Below are 18,164 nucleotides of genomic sequence, written 5' to 3'. Positions count from 1 at the left end.
GGTCAGCGCGCCTCCGCGTGGCGGACGCAGATGCCGTCGGCGCCGAAAATGTGGAGATGGCGTGACTCCAGCGCGCAGGGCACGACATCGCCCGGCCGCGCCGCGATCTTGCTCGATGTCACCGCGACCAGCAGATGACCGGCGCATTCGCCCGCAATGTGCGACTGATCGCCGAGCCACTGGTTGGAGACCACGCGCAGCCGCGCCTCGCCGCTGCCGATCGCGATCCGCTGCGGCCGGATGCCGACCTTGATCCGATCGGCCTGCGCCAGTGCCTGTTGTCCCGTCACGTCCAGCGTCTGCCGGGGAATTTCAAACGCCATCTCGGAGCCCACCGCCAGGCGAAACCTCGCTTCGTCCTGCGTGACCACAGTCTCCAGCAGATTCATCGGCGGCTCGCCGATGAAGCTCGCGACGAACAGATTGGCCGGACGGTTCTTCAGCTCGCGTTCCCCAGCGAACTGCTGCAGCACGCCATCCTCCATGACGGCGATGCGATCGGAGAGCGCGCTCGCCTCGGTCTGGTCATGGGTCACGAAGATCGCGGTCATGCCGCGCTCGGCGAGCAGGCCCTTGATGCGGCCGCGCAGCACCGCGCGCAATTGCGGCTCCAACTGGCCCATCGGCTCGTCGAGCAGATAAAGGTCGGCATCGCGCACCAGCGCCCGCGCCAGCGACACCCGCTGCTGCTGGCCGCCGGAGAGCGCGCGCGGATGATGATCGAGAATGTCCTCGATCTCGACCAGGCGGGCGATGCTGTCGACGCGGTGGGCGATCTCGACGCGCGACAACTGCTGCGCCTTCAGGGCGAAGGCGATATTCTCGCGCACCGTCAGCGGCGGATACAGCGAATAGCCTTCGAACGCCATCGCGACCCTGCGCTTCGCCGGCGCCAGATCATGGATCGGCCGCTGCGCCAGCGCGATCGATCCAGAGCTCACACTCTCGAAGCCGGCGATCATGCGCAAGGTCGAGGTCTTGCCGCAGCCGGACGAGCCGAGCAGCGCGACGATCTCGCCGGCCTTCACCTCCATGTCGAGCGCGCGCACCGCGTGAACCGGCGCCTTGCCTCGGCTGTGATAGACCTTGTCGACGTTGCGGATCTCGAGCATGCCCATCTCACATCCTCACGCCGCCTGCCGACGCGGCAAGACACCAATACGGTCTCCCGTCGCGTGGTCGAACAGCAGCACCGCTTCAGGCACGAACCGCACGAACACGTCCTCGTCGGCGCCGGCTTCCAGCGCCTCGGGCGCCAGCGCCGCCAGCCACTCGGATCCGTCAGCAAAGCGCAGCAGCACCACGGCACGCTCATGAATCGGGGTGACGGCGACGGTGCGTGCGGGGATCGCGCCTTCACCGCCATGGCGCGTCACCGCGACATCGTCCGGCCGCACGCCCAGCCAGCAGCGCTCCCGCGCATCCGCCGGCAGATCATCGACGTCGAGCCGGACCTGCGTCCCGGCGATAGCCGCTATCAACCGGCCCTGCTCCACCACCGGCACGACCTCCGAGAGATTGATGCTGGGATCGCCGAACAGCCGCGCCACCGCAACCGACGCCGGCCGCGCATAGATCTCCTCCGGACGCGCCACCTGCACCAGGCGGCCATTGATCAGCACGGCAATGCGATCGGCGATCGCCATCGCCTCGCGATAATCCTGCGTCACATAAAGCACCGCCGCAGAGCTCCGGCGCAGCAGGCTCGGCAGCTCCAGCCGCATCTCGTAGCGCAGCTTGGCATCGACGTTGCGCAAGGGATCGTCGAGCAGCAGCACCTCAGGATTGCCGATCAGAGCGCGCGCCAGCGCGGTGCGCTGCTTCTGGCCGTTCGACAGTTCACGAGGCTTGTGGCCGAGCACGTGCTCGATCTTCAACAGCCGGCTCATCGCCGCAACCTTCGCCGCGACATCGGCTGCGCCCGTCGCCCGCAGGCCGCTGGCGATGTTGTCTCGCGCGCTCATATGCGGAAACAGCGCAAAGTTCTGGAACGCCATGCCGATGCCGCGCTGCTCCGGCGCCGCATCGACGATCGAACGGCCCCCGACCAGGATGTCGCCCGCATCAGGCTCGAACATGCCGGCGATCATGCGCAGCAGCACGGTCTTGCCGCTCCCGGACGGGCCGAACACCGCGACGATCTCGCCGGGCTCGACCGCGAGCGACACGCCCTTGGCGCAGCTTGCGGCGCCGAAGCTCTTGTCGACCGATTGGAGTTCGAGACGCGCCATGTATCCTCAACCCTTCACTGCACCGAGCGAGAGACCTTCGACCAGATAGCGCTGCGCATAGAGCGCGAGCAGCAAGGTCGGCGTCACCGACAGCACGATTGCGGCTGCGATCTGGCCATATTGGATGCCGGACGCCGTCACGAAGGCGAGCGCCCCGACCGTCACCGGCTGCTTGTCGGCGGAGGCCAGGATCAGCGCGAACACGAAATTGTTCCAGCAGAAGATGAAGGACAGCAAGCCCGCCGCCGCGATCCCGGGTCCCGCCAACGGAACGGCAATGCGCGTGAAGGCCTCGCGCCAGGAATGCCCGGCCAGCCGGTAGGCATGCTCGATGTCGGGGCTGATGTCCTCGAAATAGCCGCGCACGATCCACAGGATCAGCGGCAGCGCGATCAGCTGGTAGACCCAGACGATGCCGAAATACGTGTCGTTCAAGCCGAGCTGCTGGTAGTACAGCGACAGCGGCAGCAGCACCAGGAGCGGCGGCGCGAAGCGGAACGACAGCAGCGTGAACGCGATGGTCTCGCCGAGCTTGAACTTGAACCGCGCGAACGCATAGGCCGCGGGCACGCCGAGCAGCAGTGCCAGGACCACCGAGGCGCTTGACAGGATGAAGCTGTTCATGAGGTTACGCATGAACGAGATCTGCAGATTGCCGGCGGCCGTACGCAACTGGCCGGAGATCAGCGCCTCGTAATTGGCGAGCGTCGGCTCGAAGAATATGCGCGGCGGGATACGCAGGATCTGCTCGTTGCTCTGGAACGACATCATGAGGATCCAGACGATCGGGAACATGAAGAAGACGAGCACCAGCGAGAGCGCAATGCCGCGGAAGATGCGCCCGGCGAGACTGGAATGATCCATCGGCGGCCTCCTCAGGCGTGACCGTGGGCGCGTTCGCGCAGCCGCAGCCAGTTCTTGATGAAGATGTTCGACAGGATGTTGGTGATCAGCCACAGGATCATCAAAAGCGCCGCCGAGCGTCCGACATTGGTGTACTGGAAAAATTCCAGATAGGCCTGCACCTGGAACACCATCAGCCGGTCGCCGGGGCCGCCCTGCGTCATCGCATAGACGATGTCGAACTGCTGGATGGAGTCGAGCAGCCGGAACAGCGACGCCGTGATGATGTAGGGCGCGAGCATGGGCAGGGTGATGCGGAAGAACACGAAGCTCGCCGGCACGCCGTCGAGCGCCGCCGCCTCGAACGGCTGCCGCGGCAGCGAGCGCAGGCCGGCCAAGAGCAGGATCATGATAAAGGGCGTGTAGACCCAGACGTCGACCAGCACGACGGTGAACAGCGCGGTCGACGGATCGGACGCCCACTTGAAATCGTGCGCGCCGAACAGGCCGACAAGATAGGACAGGATGCCGAAGCTCGGATTGGTCATCAGCTTCCACATCAGCGCGGCGATCGCCGGCGCCGTCATCAGCGGCAGCAGCAGCATGATCGAGACGGCGTTGTGGAAGCGCGTCGGCCGCCGCAGCAGGAGCGCGATGCCGAGGCCGAGCAGCAGTTCGGCGATCACGGTCACCGCGGTGTAGACGAGCGAGATCCGCAGCGTGTTCCAGAACGCAGGATCGGACAGGAAGTCGATGTAGTTGTCGACACCGATGAAGCCGCGCAAGTAAGGCAGGTTGAGCCGGTAGCGCTGCAGCGAATAGATCGCCGCGGTCACGAATGGCACCAGGATGGCGATGCAGACCAGCAGCGCCGGCAGGCTCAGCAGATATGGCAGCAGCCGTCCGCGCCATCTCTTCGCGCGGCGCGGCGCCGCGTTGGTTTCGACAAGTTCAGCCATGCTCATGACAGGCGTGATCACACATTCGCGGTGATGGGCCGGTCCGGACGCCCGTGGGGGAGCGGCCGGACCGGCGGGTGGTCGTGGAGAGTCCGCGTCCAGCCTCAGCCGAGGCCGGCCTGCTTCAACTGACGGTTGATGCTCTCGGCCAGCTTGTCGAGGCCCTCGTCGACGCTGATCTCCTTGGCCACCATCTTCTGCAGCGAGGCCGCCCACTCCGTCGTGAGGTCGAAGAACAGCGGCTGCGCCGTGAAGTAGATCTTCGCTCCCGGTGCCGAGAGGTCATGCTGCTCGAGATAGCCGGGATAGGACTTGGCGATGCGGTCGCGGAATTCGCTGTCCTTCCACACAGAGGCGCGGACCGGATTGACGAAGTCCATCTTGCGGGCGCCGAACAGATCATGCTCGACGGAGGCCGCCCACTGCATGAACGTCCAGGCCGCATCCTTCTGCTTGGAGAAGCTCGACATCGCCAGCGACCAGATCCAGACGTTCGGCGTCGGCGCCTTGGCGGCCGGATTGGCTGCAAACGGCGCGTAGCCGAGATTGCCGCGCTCCTTGTTCTCGCCGCCGTTCATGAAGTAGCCGAGAATGTCGGCGTCGAAGATCATGCCGGAGGCGCCGGCGCCCAGATCAGTGCCGACCTGGTACCAGGTGTAGGTCGACCAGTTCTTGGGGCCCGAGCCCTGGATCATCCTGACCCACTTCTCGTGGAAGTCCTTCGAGGCCTTGGTGTTCATCGCGGCCTTGAGCTTGCCGCCCTCCATCACGAAATCCTTCTGGCCGAAATTGGCGTAGGCCGATAGGAAGCCCGGATGGATGGTGGCCCAGGAGCGCGAGCCGCGCACACCGACGCCGTAGGGACCGCCGGCATCCTTGGTGATCTTGGCCGCGACGTCGAGCATCTCGTCGAGGTTCTTCGGCGGCTTGACGCCGACCTTGTCGAATATCTTGCGGTTATAGGTGATGTTGTTGAGCTCGTAGCCCCACGGAATGCACCACTGCTTGGCCTTGCCGGAGCCGAGCTCGGAGCCGGCGACGCCATCCCAGGCCGTCGACGACCGCAGGCCGGGCAGCACGTCGTCCCAGGCGAAGGCCGGATTGGTCTTGGCGGGATCCTTGATGTAGGTGTTGAGGTCCTCGATCCAGCCGGCCGGACCATAGGTCCAAGTCATGTAGGCGCCGGTCATGAAGGCGTCGTACTGGTCGGACTTCGACGACAGCGCCGCCGTCACCTTGTCGAAATAGACGTCCTCCGGGAAGATGTCGTAGGTGACGTTCATGCCGGTGAGGCTCTTGAACGCCTCGATGTCGCCGATCATCGCATCGACGTAAGGATGCTTGTTCAAGAGCAGCTTGACGGTCTTGCCGCTATGCGCCTTCCAATTGAAGTCAGCGGCCATCGCCTTCGACATCGCGGACGCAAAGGCGGCATTGGCGGCGACACCGGCAATGCCGAGCTTGGCGGCACCGTCGAGCAGATCACGCCGGCTGATGCGCTTGCCGGCATAGGACGCAAAGAGATTCTTCTCACGATCGTACATTCAACCCTCCCTTTGTTTCTTGTAGAGACGTGTTCGCGTTACCTGCCCTTCCGACTCTTGTTCTTGGAGTTGCCAGATGTCTTCTCCGGCTTGTCAGTCGCCAATGCCTGAGCGGTCGCCTCGTCGATGATGAGGCCATTCAGGAAGCCGCTGCGCAGCACAGCGCGCAGGGCCGTGATCTTCGCCTCGCCGCCGCCGATGGCGACGATGCGGTGTTTCTTCAGATCGGCAGCGGCCATCGAGGTGGCCCGCGCCGAAAGATCGAGATCGAGCAGCTCGCCCTGGGCGTTGAAGAAATGCCCGAGCAGGTCGGCGCAGGCGCCGGCGCGCTTCAGCTCGACGACCTCGTCCGGCTTGATCATGCCGCTCGACACCAGGAAGCCGTCGGCATGGATCTGGCCGATGCCGACGAACAGCAGCGAAGCCTTCTGCGCGAGAGCAAACACGTCGGCAATGCCGAACTGCTGCATCAGCACGCGGCGGTCGGCGACGGAGTTGGCGAACACGGGCACCGGCAGCAGATAGGCTTCGGCGCCGGTGCGCTCGGCCAGGCGATGGATCACGTCGAACGGATTGGCGGCGAATTTGCGCGTCAGGCCACCGAGCAGCGACACGAACTGCACGTCGCGCGCCGGCGTCTGCGGCAGTTGCGCCACCACGGCCGCGAGCGTGCGGCCGTGGCCGACACCGATGATCTTGTCGTCGCCGCGCTCCAGCACCTGGCGCAGGAAGCTCGCGCCCTCCAGCGCCAGCGCCTTCAGCGGCAGGTCGCCCTCGCCGAGATCCGGCGCGACACGGCAGAAGTCGAGCCCGTAGCGTTCGGCCAGCGCGTTCTCAAGTGCGACGCATTCGGCGACGGGACCCTCGACGAAGACACGGATCATGCCCTCGCGGCTGGCGCGCGCGATCAGGCGATGCGCCTTCGTGCTCTGGATGTTGAGCCGATCGGCGACCTCCGACTGCGTCAGCCCGGCCGCGAAATACAGCCATGCGGCGCGCGTCGCCAGCGAAGCCTCGCCGTCCACCATCGACGCCCTGTCGGAAGCTGTCGTCACGCTTGAATGCCTGCTTGCAAATTTCTTCACACCTTGCAAAAAATTGCAGACGGCGATCCGGCCGTCAATCCCCCAAACGTGCTGCAGCGCGTCAGGGATGACGCGCCGGGCAAGCACAGACATGCTCGCCGGCGCACAACGGGATGAGGTCGCATGACGGAGTTGTTTGTCGGCATCGACGTGGGCACGAGCGGTGTGCGCGCCTGCGCCGTCGACGCGCGCGGCGAGATCAAGGGCGCAGCCGCCGTTCCGCTCGCCGCGCCGCGCCAGGACGGCAACGCCGTCGACCAGGATCCCGAGCTGTGGTGGCAGGCGACGGTCGCGGCGCTCGACAAGCTCGGCAGGATCGTCGATCCCGGCGCCATCGCGCGCATCGCGGTCGACGGCACCTCGGGCACCTTGCTGCTGATCGACGCCGACGGACGGCCCCGCTCGCACGGACTGATGTACAACGATGCGCGCGCGGTCGACGAAGCCAGGCGGATCGCCGCGGTGGCGCCGCCCGAGAGCGGCGCGCATGGCACGAGCAGCCCGCTCGCCAAGCTGCTGCATCTGCTCGCCTCCACCAGCGGCGCGCGGCACGCCGTGCATCAGGCCGACTGGATCGCCGGACGCCTCGCCGGCCGCCACGGCGTCAGCGACGAGAACAACGCGCTGAAGCTCGGCTATGATCCCGTCAGGCGCGAATGGCCGCGCTGGATCGATCAGCTCGGCGTTCCCCGCGACGTGCTGCCGAGCATTCTGGTGCCGGGCACGCCATTCGCCGATATCGATCCGTCGATCGCGCGCGCGCTCGGTCTGTCGCCGTCGGCGCGCATCGTCGCCGGCACCACCGACGGCGTCGCCGCCTTCATCGCCACCGGCGCCGATACGCCAGGCGATGCGGTGACCTCGCTCGGCACCACGCTGGTGGTGAAGCTGGTCGCGACGCAGCCGATCTTCGCCGCCGATCAGGGTGTCTACTCGCACCGCCTCGGTGACAAATGGCTCGCCGGGGGTGCATCGAACTCCGGTGGCGCCGCGCTGCTCGCGCATTTCACCGCCGCCGACATGGCCTGCATGACCCCGCTGCTGCGCCCGGACGAGCCCACCGGGCTCGACTACTATCCGCTGCCCAAACCCGGCGAGCGCTTCCCCATCGCCGACCCCGCCCTCGCACCAAAGATCACGCCGCGCCCGGCCGAGGATCACCGCTTCTTCCAGGCGCTGCTCGAAGGCATCGCGAGCGTCGAGGCGCTCGCCTATCAGCGCCTGCACGCGCTCGGCGCACCGGCGCTGCGGCGGGTGATCAGCATTGGCGGCGGCGCCCGGAACGACGCCTGGACCGATATCCGCCGGCGCATCGTCGGCGTGCCCGTCAGCGTTGCCGCGCAGACCGAAGCGAGCTACGGCGCGGCGCTGCTGGCGCTGCAGGGACCGCCGCAATGACGGCGGCAGCGTGCGAGATCAGCGGCCTGTCCGCCATCGCCGAGCGGTTCGATCACGTCCTGCTCGATCAATGGGGCACGTTGCATGACGGCAGGACCGTGCTTCCGGCGGCTCACGACTGCGTCCTGCGGCTGCGCGAGGCCGGCAAGCAGATCCTGGTGCTGTCGAACTCCGGCAAGCGCGCGAGCGCCAATGCCGAGCGCCTCGCCCGGCTCGGCCTGCCGCGCTCGGCCTATGACGGCATTCTCACCTCGGGCGAGGTGACCTGGAGCGGACTACGCGACCGGACGCGCGCGCCGTTCACCGATTGCGGCAGCGCCTGCTTCCTGATCACCAGGGGCGGCGACTGCTCGCTGATCGACGGGCTCGATCTCGTCCTCGTGACGGATATGCGGGACGCCGACTTCATCCTGCTCGGCGGCCTCGATGATGACCTCGCCGAGCCGGACCTCTGGCGCGATCGCTTCACCGGAGCGGCGGCGCGCGGCGTGCCGATGATCTGCGCCAATCCCGACCTGATGATGTTCGGTGCGGCCGCCCTCGTGCCGGCACCCGGCACGCTGGCCCGCGCCTATGAGTGGCTCGGCGGCCCGGTGAGCTTCGTCGGCAAGCCGTATCAGCCGATCTTCGCGGCCGCGCTGGAGCAGCTCGGCGATCCGGATCCGCACCGCGTGCTGATGATCGGCGACTCGCTCGACCATGACGTCGCCGGCGCCCGCGCCGCAGGCCTGCAGAGCCTGCTGCTCGGCGATGGCGTGCATCGCACGACCTTGGCCGGCGCGCCCGACCTCGCTGCGGCGACGCGCAAGCTCGCGGCTTCGCCCGGCCGCATGCCGAACTGGACGATGCAGCACCTGTCGTGGTGAGAAGGAGACGCGAGATGCGCCAGCCTGCCGAGCTTCATGAGTTGCGCCGGATGTCGGCGCGGGTCGGCCGCAACATCGAGCTGGTGCAAGGCGCCGGCGGCAACTCCTCGCTCAAGCGGGATGACGTGCTGTGGGTGAAGGCGTCCGGCACCTGGCTTGCCGACGCCGACGCCGACGCGAAGGACATCTTCGTGCCTGTTCTGCTGCCTGCGGCGCGCGATGCGCTCGCCGCTGACGACGAGCGCATTCCGCTGGCCGCTCCCGGCCACTTGCGCGCCTCGATCGAGACGGCGCTGCACGCGCTGCTGCCGCACCGGGTCGTGCTGCACGTCCATGCCGTCAACACCATCGCCTGGGCGGCGCGGCGCGATGCGCGCGATGATTTTGCGGCCCGGCTGGACGGGCTCGCCTGGCGCCATCTCGACTACTTTCATCCCGGGCTGCCGCTGGCGCGCGCGGTGAGCGCCGTCGTCGCGCGCGAGCGCATCGACGTGCTGATCCTCGGCAATCACGGCCTCGTCGTCGGTGCCGAAAGCTGCGATGAGGCCGAGGCGCTGGTCCATGACGTGGAGCGCCGGCTGGCGCTGCCGGTGCGCCCGGCGCCTCCCGCCGACGAAGCGGCCTTGCGCCGTCTGTGCGACGGCACCGCCTATCGCCCGCCGCATGACGCTGCCAGCCACGGCATCGCGACCGATCCGTTCAGCCGTGCCATCGCGACCGGCGGCTCATTGTATCCGGACCACGTCGTGTTTCTCGGCCCGGGCCTGCCGACGATCGAGGACGCCGGCGGCCTCGCCACGCTGCTCGCGCGCGCGGACGCGAACCGCCTGCCCGCGCCCGTCGCAGCGCTCGCGCCGGGTCTCGGTGCCATCATCCGCAGCGACGCCAGCCCGGGCGCCGAGGCCATGCTGAGCTGCCTCGCGCTCGTGACCAGCCGCCTGCCGCTATCGGCCGATATCGGCTATCTCTCGTCGCAGCACGAGCAGTTGCTGCTCAACTGGGACGCCGAACGTTACCGCCAGCAACTGACGGCAAGCCGCCAGTCGTCGAATTGAAGCGGCGGAGGACCACGCGATCATCGCTAGAGACCGGCGGGGACGACGCCCTCGCCACGATCCGTTCACGAAGCGCATCTCCGACCTGATCGATGACCTCGCGCCAATCGCGCCTTTCGCGCTGACGGAACAGGCGCATGCGCGGGTACCAGACGCTGTCGTCACGATCGAGCAGCCAGCGATAGTCCGGCGTGTACGACAGGAGCGTCCAGGTCGGACAGCCAAGCGCGCCGGCGAGATGAGCGACACTGGTATCGACCGTGATCACGAGATCCAGACATGAGATCAGCGCGGCGGTATCGGCGAAATCGGCAAGTAGACCCGACAGGTCCACGATCCCGCTCGCCTCCTGGAGCACGGCCTTGTCTTCGGCCTTCGGCTCCTTCTGCAGGCTGATGAACGCCGCATCCTCGCGGAGCAGGCTGGAAAACATGCGCAATGGGATGGAACGATTGTGGTCGTCGAGGTGGTTGGGATTGCCTGACCAGACCAGGCCGATCCGCAATTTCTCCGGGGTGCCAAGGCGCTCCTGCCAGAGTTGGATCCGATCCGGATCAGGCGCCGGCAAATAGGACACCGGCGCTGGAATCGTGGCCAGTGTCGTCCGAAAGGCAAGCGGCAGGCTCATGATCGGACACTGGACATCCACTCCCGCAAGTTCGCTGGCCTCCGCGACAGGAACACACTGCGAAATGCCTGGCATGTTCGACAACAGCGGAAGCAACGACTCTTGAACGGCGAGGATCACGCGCGCGCCCAGCGCTGCGACCATCGGCACGTAGCGGACGAACTGGATCGTATCACCCAGTCCTTCATCGGCGGCGATGATGATGGTTTGTCCCGCGAAGGCCGGATGGCCGTCCGGTCGTTCATGATTGGACGCCTCCGGCCGGCTATTTTGCCCGATTGAACTGGTAGGAGCCCTGGAGGAAGACGCCATAGCGCTCCGTCGTATATCTCAGGACCTGATTGAACGAATCGACGGCATTGGTGCTGAGATGCCACCAGCGCCCACCGATGCCGATGCGGAAATTGTCGGTCAACTGGTAGTTCAGCACGGTCTCGGCCTGGAAGCCGCTTCCTTGCCCTGAGGCGGGATCGCGCCCGAACGTGAAATAGTGCGTGTCGATCGCATTCTGCGTGGTCCAGACATAGGCGGCCTCCGCCTGCCAGCTCAGCCGGTCTGACAGCCGCGTGTCGAGGGAGACACCGGCCCGTCCGCTATGCCAGCGATCCTGCTCGGTCACCACCTTCACGCCCGGCCCCAGCGCAGGAGCGCAGATCGTCGGATTGCCGCCCACCTGGGTGCAGCCCCGCGCGTCCACCGTCTCCGTCCAATATTGATAGCCGACGAAGGCGCCGAGCCGGAAGCGTTCGGTCTCCAGCAGGTTGAAACCGACATCGAGATTTGCATATTGCAGCCCCCCGCCCACGCTGCTGACGGTCTTGGACGACGGATTGACGAACGGAGCGAAGTCCTCGTCGACGAGCGTGCCCGAGCTGATCTTGCCCGCCCCTATATAGCCCTTCAGAAACATGTTGGTGAACGGACCGTCGAGCGCATCGATCCTGAAGAACATCTCGCCGCTGTGCCCGGTCATGCCGCCATAGGCGAGCCGGGAGACCTGAAGCGTCGCAGCCTGATCGGCGAAATAGCGGTAGCGATTCTGCCCGGAGCTGAACCAGTAGCGCACACCGGTCTCCAGCATGTAGGACGGCAGGATCGACGCGCGCGATTGCAGCGGCATGTCGCCCGAGCCTGCCCCCTGCCCGCCCTGCAACGCTGCAGGCCTGGCCCAGGCGCAACTGACGACCGAGGCGTTGCACTTGGTGACACCGTCGGCGTTGAAATCGCGCCGCAACGTGACCGTCGCGAACAGGTCCTTGGTCGTCGTCTTGACGTTGGCGAGCGTGCTGTCGACGAACCGATAGCCGATCTCCGTTTCCAGGCTGATCTCCTTCGACCAGAGATAGCTGACCAGCAGCGACGGCAGAACCGTGTACTCCTTCAGGTCGGTCCGGGTCCCGGACCTGTACCCCGCCCGCAGCCGCGGGCTGATGGCGAGATCGGGCGTGATCGGATAGCGCGTGGCAAGATCGAGAACGTAGAACTTGGAGTCCGCCAGGCTCGCGTAGCGCAGCGCACCCATGAACAGATCGCCCGGCTTGATGATGCCGTTCCCGGTCAGCTGGGCCGACAGATAATATTCGAGGCCGCTCGCCGGCGTGCCGTCGACGCCGCCGGACGGCAGCGTGCCGGTGAGATTGGTCACCGTGGCATCGGCAGCAACCTGCCAAGTCTCATTCAATGGCCGCGAGTAGCTCACCATCGCCGACTGGAACGTCGGCGTACGGTCGATCGCGAGCTGCCTGATCTCGCCCGCGGTATTGAACTTCATCATGTCGTAGAGGGTGAGGAAGGGCTGCCCCTGCAGCGCATTCCAGGTCGAGAGAAATGGCACTCTTCGATAGTCGAACGAGGCGTTGATGACCGACTTGTCCTCGAACGTATACGTTCCCGAGAACACGGCGGCGTTGAGCGCGCGGAAATGCGTGTCGTAGTCGATCAGGCCGAGCAGCGACTTGTTGGCGTCGAAATAGCGGAATTCGGCGCCGATGGCCTGGCGGTCGACGATGTTGCGGTCGTATTGCGTGATCAGGTAGACCGTGGTCTCGAGGCCACCCAGGATCTTGCCGAAGTCGATGCTTGCGCCATAGAGCGTCTTGCCATCCTTGAACGGTGCGTCGAAACGGCTCCAGTTCGGCGAGCCCGCGAGCACGTTCAAGCGCAGCCCCGGGCTCTTCTGCCAGCTCAGCACCGCGCCGTCGAAGCGGCCGATCACGCCGCCGGTGTTGCGGGATTGCCGTCCGACGCGCAGCGTCACGTCCGCCTCCTTCAGCGTGTAATCGACCTGCGCGGTCGAGACGCCGTATTTGTCGTTCCCGGTATCGAACTGGCGCTCATGGGTGAACGCCAGCCTGAACTTGGTCCTGATGCGATCGTTATCGGCGGTGCCGAGAAAGTCGAAATTGGTCAGCAGCGTGTTCTGATGCACGCGGTGCGCGTCGGGATCCGCATTCGGATTCGGCGCAATCGCTCTGTCCTTGACGGCGCTGGTCGTGTCGTTGGTGATGAAGGTGGTCGAGAGGCTGCCCGACATCGACCAGCGGGTGTCGCCGTTCGGCCCTGCCGCCTTGGTCGGCATGCCTGCCCCCATGTCTCCGCCGTCGGGCGTGACGGAAGGCATGTCGCGCGGCCGCGCCGGCGCGCTGCTGGTTGCGGTGAGAAGCGCGGCGAGTCGCTGCCTCACCCGCTCGGCGCCCTCGCCAGTCGGATAGCGGCGCAGATAGTCTTCATACTCCGCCTGCGCGGCAGCGGTCTGGCCAGCCTTCTGCCGCGCCACGCCGAGCAGCTCCTGCGCCTCGGCGCTCGAGCCGTTCTCGGGGAGTTTCAGCACCTTCCTCAGGAGCTCGATCGCGGCGCTGAAATTGCCTTTCTTGATCGACGCGCGAGCCTCGTCCATCGACGCCTCCGCAAACCGGATGTCCGCGGCGGAGGCCCGCTGCATCGTGCGATTGTCGTTGCGGACCGACGCCGCCGCACCGGGGACCGCAACCGGTTTCGGCGCATCCGGGGCGGCTACGCTCGGCACCAGGGCCTTCACCTTGCACGCCGACACCGGACCCTTTCGGGCCACCACGATCGCCACCTGCTCGAAGCTGCCGGATTGGACGATCTGATAGGTGAACTCGCCGGCAAACTGGACGACGAGGATCGGTCCCCTGTTCTGATCGAGCGTCAGATAGACGTCCTGGATGCCGGAGCCCTGGGCATTGTCGACACGCACGCCTTCGCGCCTGACCAGGCGCCGCGCCATGATGGCGTCCCGGTCGACCAATTGCAGCGAGACGCTGAGCTGGCTGCCTTGGTCGAGCGGGAAATGCCCGGTGTAGCGAACACGAACGTGAAAATTGACCCGCAGAAGGCTGCAGTTTCCGATCGTCGTGGCATTTGCATTGGCGACGAACTGATCGATGACCGGCTGGGCCGGTGCAACGCCAAAGACCCCGTCGAGCAGGATTGCGAGCAAGCCGGCCAGCAGACCGATCAGCCATCCCGCCGACCTCGCTGCCGCGGCTTGTCTGAAGCAGCCGCGCATCACCAGCCACCTCCATTGACCCGGTGCTGCCGCTGGCGGCGGGTGACGATGGTGGTCTGCGACTTGTCAGCATAGATATGGCATGCGCCTGTGCAGTCCTTGAGCTCGGCGACGGTGTAATCCATCGGCGCCGGCTTCATGAGCTTGGCGTGCTGCTGCGGGCGGAAATCACCGGCGTGGCAGGCGGCGCAGTCGGGCTTGTAGGCCGCGAACTTGAACAGAACGGCCTGCGAGTTGCCGCTGTGGCAGGCGGTGCAGCCGATGGCCGCGCTATGGTTCGGATAGCTCGCCGACATATGCCGGTAATTGACCGAGCTCCAGCTCACCGTCCGGTGGCAGCTCTCGCAGGGGACGTTGGTCACGAAGTGCTTCGGCGACTTTCCGGTGGCGTTGGAGCCGTTGTGACAGCTGGCGCACGGCGCCGTCAGGCTGGTGTGATCCATCCGCGCGCCCGAGAACGACACGGTGTTCTTGTGGCAGGTTTCGCATGGCGCGCTGGTGACCACGTGCTTCTGGGGCTTGCCGCTCGCGGCCATGCCGTTGTGGCAGCTCGCACAGGCCACCATCGTGCCGGTGTGGCTGAAGCGGGCGCCGCTGAACGTCGCCGTGCTCTTGTGGCAGGTCTCGCACGGCGCATTCGTCGTGACGTGCTTCTGCGGCTTGCCCGTCGCGGCCATGCCGTTGTGACAGCTCGCGCAGGCCGCCATCGTGCCGGTGTGGCTGAAGCGGGCGCCGCTGAACGTCGTCGTGCTCTTGTGGCAGGTCTCACAGGGCGCGCTGGTGACCACGTGCTTCTGCGGCTTGCCGCTCGCGGCCATGCCGTTGTGACAGCTCGCGCAGGCCGCCATCGTGCCGGTGTGGCTGAAGCGGGCACCGCTGAACGTCGTCGTGCTCTTGTGGCAGGTCTCACACGGCGCAGTGGTCGCGACATGCTTCGGCGGCTTGCCGGTCGCGGCCATGCCGTTGTGACAGCTCGCGCAGGCCGCCGTCGTTCCAGTATGGCTGAACCGGGCGCCGCTGAACGTCGTCGTGCTCTTGTGACAGGTCTCACACGGCGCAGCGGTTGCGACGTGCTTCGGCGGCTTGCCAGGCGCGGTCATTCCGTTATGGCAGGATGCGCATGGCCCTTGCGCCGTCATGTGATTGAATCTGGAATCGGCCTCCGTGGTGCTCGATCCGGCAAGCCCTGCCCTCGGATTGAACGTCGGCAGCAGCGACGGAAGCCGACCGGCATTCTTCGCTTCCGGCGAGTCGCTGCCCGTATCGGTTGGAGGCAAGAGCCTACCGCGGGGATCATTCGGCGAGAGCGGTGATGTCGCGGATGTCATTCGGGGCGGCGTCCCCGACGGCTGCGGCACGGACGCCGCCGCGCCGCCAGCTTTGGCCGAACTGTCGGGATTGGAGGAACTGGACGAACTGGCGGAGGCCCCTGCTTCGGATCCCGCTGTCGGGGCCGTCGACGTCGCAGCCGTGTTCGCCAGCGGCTTGCTGCTGAACAGGAGCGTCGAACTGGATGGCGCCGCAGGCTTGGCGGCAGCGCCGGCCTGAGATGCAGCCGGTGCAGCGTTCGTACCGGGTGCTGCATCGGGATTCGTTGCTGCCGTCATCGTCCGGTTGGCGGTCGAGGCCGGCGTCACCGCCTTGACGGCCGGGGCCTGAGCAGGAACCACCGACCGCGCCGTCGTGGAGCAGCCCGCTGCCGGCTTCTGCGGGTCGTCGTCCCAGGTGGAAAAGTTGGCGGCGGCGCGCACGTGGCAGCAGCCGCAATCCTGCGACTTCGCGCTATGATCCGGCCCCTGCGCACCCCTGCGGCCCTGGCTGCGATACGAGCCGTTGTGACAGCTGTCGCAGCGCGTGGCATGCACGGCAGCATGGCTCATGGTGTAGGTGGCGAAGCTCGCCGCGGTGTTGCTGTGGCAGTTCGAGCACTGCACGCCCGTCACCGGAATATGCGGCGGGGTGGTCAGGCCTTTCGCGCTCGAACCATTGTGGCAGGCTGAGCAATTGGTGTTGGCCGCGGAGTGGGTGAACGCCGCGCCGCCCCAGCTCACATATCCGCCGCTGGCGGCCTTGCTGTGACAACTGACGCAATCGGCTCCGCCGGTCGCGACGTGGTTCGGGAACGACGCGGTGCCGAGCGCACCCTTGGTGCCCTGGCCGGTGAAGCTGCCGTTGTGACAACTGTCGCAGCGCGCCGTCGCCACCGCGGCGTGGTTCATGGTGTAGGTGGCAAAGCTCGCCGCGGTGCTGCTGTGGCAGTTCGAGCACTGCAGCGTGCCGGTCGGAATGTGCGGCGGCGTGGTCAGGCCCTGCGCCGTCTTGCCGTTGTGGCAGGTGGCGCAGCTGGTGTCAGTCGCGGCATGCTTGAACGCGGCGCCGCCCCAGCTGGTGAAGCCGCCGCTCGCGGCCTTGGCGTGACAGCTGACGCAGTCGGCGCCGCCGGTGGCGACGTGGTTCGGATACGACGCCGTGCCGAGTGCGCCCTTGGTGCCCTGGCCGGTGTAGCTGCCATTGTGACAGCTGTCGCAGCGTGCCGTCGCCACTGCGGCGTGGTTCATGGTGTAGGTCGTGAAGCTCGCCGCGGTGTTGCTGTGGCAGTTCGAGCACTGCAGCGTCCCGGTCGGGATATGTGGCGGCGTGGTCATGCCCAACGCCGTCTTGCCGTTGTGGCAGGTCGCGCAGTTGGTGTCGGTCGCGGCATGCTTGAAGGCCGCGCCGCCCCAGCTGGTGAAGCCGCCGCTCGCCGCCTTGGCATGACAACTGACGCAGTCGGCTCCGCCGGTCGCGACGTGGTTCGGGTACGAAGCGGTGCCAAGCGCACCCTTGGTGCCTTGGCCGGTGTAGGAGCCGTTGTGGCAGCTATCGCAGCGCGCCGTCGCCACCGCCGCGTGGTTCATGGTGTAGGTGGCAAAGCTCGCCGCGGTGTTGCTGTGGCAGTTCGAGCACTGCAGCGTCCCGGTCGGGATATGTGGCGGCGTGGTCATGCCCAACGCCGTCTTGCCGTTGTGGCAGGTGGAGCAATTGGTGTCGGTGGCCTTGTGAGCAAACGCCGCGCCGCCCCAGCTGGTGAAGCCGCCGCTCGCCGCCTTGGCATGACAACTGACGCAGTCGGCTCCGCCGGTAGCGACGTGGTTCGGATACGATGCCGTGCCCATGGCCCCCTTGGTGCCTTGGCCGGTGTAGTTGCCGTTGTGACAGCTGTCGCAGCGCGCCGTCGCCACCGCCGCGTGGTTCATGGTGTAGGTGGCAAAGCTCGCCGCGGTGTTGGTGTGGCAGTTCGAGCACTGCAGCGTCCCGGTCGGGATATGTGGCGGCGTGGTCATGCCCAACGCCGTCTTGCCGTTGTGGCAGGTGGAGCAATTGGTGTCGGTGGCCTTGTGAGCAAACGCCGCGCCGCCCCAGCTGGTGAAGCCGCCCGAGGCCGCCTTGGCGTGACAGCTGACGCAGTCGGCGCCGCCGGTAGCGACGTGGTTCGGATACGACGCGGTGCCGAGCGCCCCCTTGGTGCCCTGGCCGGTGTAGTTGCCGTTGTGGCAGCTGTCGCAGCGCGCCGTCGCCACCGCCGCGTGGTTCATGGTGTAGGTAGCAAAGCTCGCCGCGGTGTTGCTGTGGCAGTTCGAGCACTGCAGCGTGCCGGTCGGAATGTGCGGCGGCGTGGTCATGCCCTGCGCCGTCTTGCCGTTGTGGCAGGTCGCGCAGTTGGTGTCGGTCGCGGCATGCTTGAACGCGGCGCCGCCCCAGCTGTTGAAGCCGCCCGAGGCGGCCTTGGCATGACAACTGACGCAGTCGGCTCCGCCGGTCGCGACGTGGTTCGGGTACGAAGCGGTGCCAAGCGCCCCCTTGGTGCCTTGGCCGGTGTAGGAGCCGTTATGGCAGCTATCGCAGCGCGCGGTCGCCACCGCGGCGTGGTTCATGGTGTAGGTGGCAAAGCTCGCCGCGGTGTTGCTGTGGCAGTTCGAGCACTGCAGCGTCCCGGTCGGGATATGTGGCGGCGTGGTCATGCCCAACGCCGTCTTGCCGTTG

General features: G+C 66.6%; 12 protein-coding genes. 3 read left to right on the top strand and 9 right to left on the bottom strand.

The genetic code is table 11. From position 1 onward, the window contains the following. Window positions 1–2: 2 nt before the first annotated feature. The 6 genes from ACQR1H_RS29715 to ACQR1H_RS29690 form a co-directional block, all read right to left on the bottom strand. Window positions 3–1,112, bottom strand: a complete 1,110-nt coding sequence (locus tag ACQR1H_RS29715) for an ABC transporter ATP-binding protein (RefSeq protein WP_434908672.1) — start codon at window positions 1,110–1,112, stop codon at window positions 3–5. Between the two features lie 15 nt (window positions 1,113–1,127). Next, complete coding sequence (locus tag ACQR1H_RS29710) at window positions 1,128–2,231, bottom strand: ABC transporter ATP-binding protein (RefSeq protein ID WP_434864205.1); 1,104 nt, start codon at window positions 2,229–2,231, stop codon at window positions 1,128–1,130. Between the two features lie 6 nt (window positions 2,232–2,237). Further along, the gene (locus ACQR1H_RS29705) at window positions 2,238–3,095 is read right to left on the bottom strand and encodes a carbohydrate ABC transporter permease (protein ID WP_316218246.1); all 858 of its coding nucleotides are present in this window, start codon (window positions 3,093–3,095) and stop codon (window positions 2,238–2,240) included. Window positions 3,096–3,106: 11 nt separating this feature from the next. Further along, a complete protein-coding gene (locus tag ACQR1H_RS29700) occupies window positions 3,107–4,033 on the bottom strand; it encodes a carbohydrate ABC transporter permease (RefSeq protein ID WP_315804165.1) in 927 nt (308 codons plus the stop codon). A gap of 104 nt (window positions 4,034–4,137) precedes the next feature. Next, the gene (locus ACQR1H_RS29695; RefSeq protein WP_315804166.1) at window positions 4,138–5,577 is read right to left on the bottom strand and encodes an extracellular solute-binding protein; all 1,440 of its coding nucleotides are present in this window, start codon (window positions 5,575–5,577) and stop codon (window positions 4,138–4,140) included. A 38-nt stretch (window positions 5,578–5,615) separates the two neighbouring features. Further along, the gene (locus tag ACQR1H_RS29690; RefSeq protein ID WP_315804181.1) at window positions 5,616–6,605 is read right to left on the bottom strand and encodes a sugar-binding transcriptional regulator; all 990 of its coding nucleotides are present in this window, start codon (window positions 6,603–6,605) and stop codon (window positions 5,616–5,618) included. Between the two features lie 180 nt (window positions 6,606–6,785). Here ACQR1H_RS29690 and ACQR1H_RS29685 point away from each other — a divergent pair, with 180 nt between their 5' ends. Genes ACQR1H_RS29685 through ACQR1H_RS29675 form a run of 3 tightly spaced genes read left to right on the top strand, consistent with a single transcriptional unit; the run spans window position 6,786 to window position 9,981 of the window. Continuing rightward, a complete protein-coding gene (locus tag ACQR1H_RS29685) occupies window positions 6,786–8,060 on the top strand; it encodes an FGGY-family carbohydrate kinase (protein ID WP_434885860.1) in 1,275 nt (424 codons plus the stop codon). Next, window positions 8,057–8,926: a TIGR01459 family HAD-type hydrolase gene (locus ACQR1H_RS29680; RefSeq protein WP_434885861.1), complete on the top strand. Its 870-nt coding sequence runs from the start codon at window positions 8,057–8,059 to the stop codon at window positions 8,924–8,926. The genes ACQR1H_RS29685 and ACQR1H_RS29680 overlap by 4 nt, the downstream gene beginning before the upstream one ends. A 14-nt stretch (window positions 8,927–8,940) precedes the next feature. Beyond that, entirely contained in the window at window positions 8,941–9,981 is a 1,041-nt protein-coding gene (locus ACQR1H_RS29675) for a class II aldolase/adducin family protein (RefSeq protein WP_434908601.1), read from the top strand. On the opposite strand, the gene ACQR1H_RS29670 is transcribed toward ACQR1H_RS29675, so the two are convergent. The 3 genes from ACQR1H_RS29670 to ACQR1H_RS29660 are packed head-to-tail and all read right to left on the bottom strand — an operon-like array spanning window position 9,920 to window position 18,142. Further along, window positions 9,920–10,921: a glycosyltransferase family 9 protein gene (locus ACQR1H_RS29670; protein WP_434894121.1), complete on the bottom strand. Its 1,002-nt coding sequence runs from the start codon at window positions 10,919–10,921 to the stop codon at window positions 9,920–9,922. The genes ACQR1H_RS29675 and ACQR1H_RS29670 overlap by 62 nt on opposite strands. Next, window positions 10,875–14,141 carry a hypothetical protein gene (locus tag ACQR1H_RS29665; protein ID WP_434908600.1) on the bottom strand — a complete coding sequence of 1,089 codons (3,267 nt, stop codon included), beginning with the start codon at window positions 14,139–14,141 and terminating at the stop codon, window positions 10,875–10,877. The genes ACQR1H_RS29670 and ACQR1H_RS29665 overlap by 47 nt, the downstream gene beginning before the upstream one ends. Further along, window positions 14,141–18,142 (bottom strand): hypothetical protein, encoded by a 4,002-nt coding sequence (locus ACQR1H_RS29660; RefSeq protein WP_434908599.1) that lies wholly within the window; start codon window positions 18,140–18,142, stop codon window positions 14,141–14,143. The genes ACQR1H_RS29665 and ACQR1H_RS29660 overlap by 1 nt, the downstream gene beginning before the upstream one ends. Window positions 18,143–18,164: the final 22 nt, after the last annotated feature.

The sequence above is a fragment of the Bradyrhizobium sp. HKCCYLRH2015 genome (assembly GCF_051168215.1).
GTDB lineage: Bacteria > Pseudomonadota > Alphaproteobacteria > Rhizobiales > Xanthobacteraceae > Bradyrhizobium.
Note: the sequence above shows the minus strand (reverse complement) of the source record. Positions and strands in the feature narration are given on the sequence as shown.